Raw genomic sequence first — 1,416 nt, 5'->3', positions numbered from 1 at the left:
GAGGTGCCGCCGGGCGCCTGGGCGCCCCCCGGCGCGGCGACGGCGTGCCTGCAGGCGGTCGGCGCGGGCGCGGTGTGGACGGGTGCGGAGGCCCTGCGGGGCCGCTTCCCCTTCGGTGGCTTCGGCTGGGGACGGCTCGCCTTCAGCCAGGCGGACGCGCCGACCGTCGGGCTGGCCGCCCTGGGCGGGGCGCCGCTCGTGTCCTTCGCCGTCGCGACGACGGGGGCCGCGCTGGCGCTGGTCCTCCTGCACCTCGCGGCAGCGGTGGGAGAGCACCGGCTCCGCCGCGAGGAGACGTCGCACCCCGCCGGTCCGTCGTCCACCGCCCCGCGGGCGCTCGCGCGGTCGACCGCGCGGGTGCTGCCCCCGCTCGTGCTCGCGGCGCTCCTCGCCGCCGGCGGGGCGCTCGTGCCGCGCCCCACGGCCGCGGAGGCCGGGACCCTCGTCGTCGCCGCCGTGCAGGGGGACGTGCCGGAGCCGGGCCTGGACTTCAACGCCGAGCGGCGCGCCGTCCTCGACAACCACGTGCGCGCCACCGAGGAGCTGGCCGACGCCGTGGCCGCGGGGCGGGCGCCGCAGCCCGACGTCGTCGTCTGGCCCGAGAACGCCAGCGACATCGACCCGTTCGCCAACGCCGACGCCGCCGACCGCATCGAGGAGGCCGTCCGGGCGATCAGGGCGCCGGTGCTCGTCGGCACGCTCGTCCGCGGCAGCCGAGGCACCGGGCTGCCCGCGGACCTCGAGGCGGGCACGGGCAGCACAGGGGGCGCGGGGGACGAGCTCGAGGACGACGAGCTGCGCAACGTGGTCGTCGTGTGGGAGCCGGGGGAGGGCCCGACCCAGGTCTACGCCAAGCGGCACCCGGTGCCCTTCGGCGAGTACGTGCCCCACCGCGACTTCTTCCGCCTCTTCAGCGACAAGGTCGACCTCGTGCGCGCCGACATGGTGCCGGGGGAGCGGCCCGGCCTCCTCGACGTCGCCGGAGCCCGGCTGGGCGCCCTCATCTGCTTCGAGGTGGTCGAGGACGGCCTCGTCGACGACGTCGTCCGCGGCGGCGCCGAGCTGCTCGTCGTCCCGACGAACAACGCCACGTTCGGCTTCACCGACGAGAGCGTCCAGCAGCTCGCCATCTCCCGGGTGCGGGCCGTCGAGGAGGGCCGAGCGGTCGTCCACGCGTCCACCGTGGGCGTCTCGGCGGTCATCGCCCCGGACGGCAGCACGGGCCGCACCACCGAGCTGTTCACCCCCGACGTCCTCGTCCAGGAGGTCCCCCTGCGCACCAGCCTGACCCCCGCCGCGAGCTCCTCGGAGACGGGGACTTCTACCGCTACGACGTCAAGACCGACGATGACCTCGCCGGCACCGTCTGGACCGGCGCCTACCGCCCCGACGCCGACGACGTCGACACCCTGTGGG

Annotated in this window: 1 protein-coding gene; it reads left to right on the top strand. The window is 76.8% G+C overall.

Annotated elements, in window-relative coordinates; all coding sequences use genetic code 11:
* The coding region (gene lnt / locus HLB09_RS17045) for an apolipoprotein N-acyltransferase (protein ID WP_171204478.1) at positions 1-1,416 on the top strand (1,416 nt) is incomplete at both ends.

Origin of the sequence: Pseudokineococcus marinus (genome assembly GCF_013004605.1) — a bacterium.
GTDB lineage: Bacteria > Actinomycetota > Actinomycetes > Actinomycetales > Quadrisphaeraceae > Pseudokineococcus > Pseudokineococcus marinus.
The sequence above is the reverse complement of the archived record's forward strand: the minus strand, read 5'-3'. Positions and strand labels throughout refer to the sequence as shown.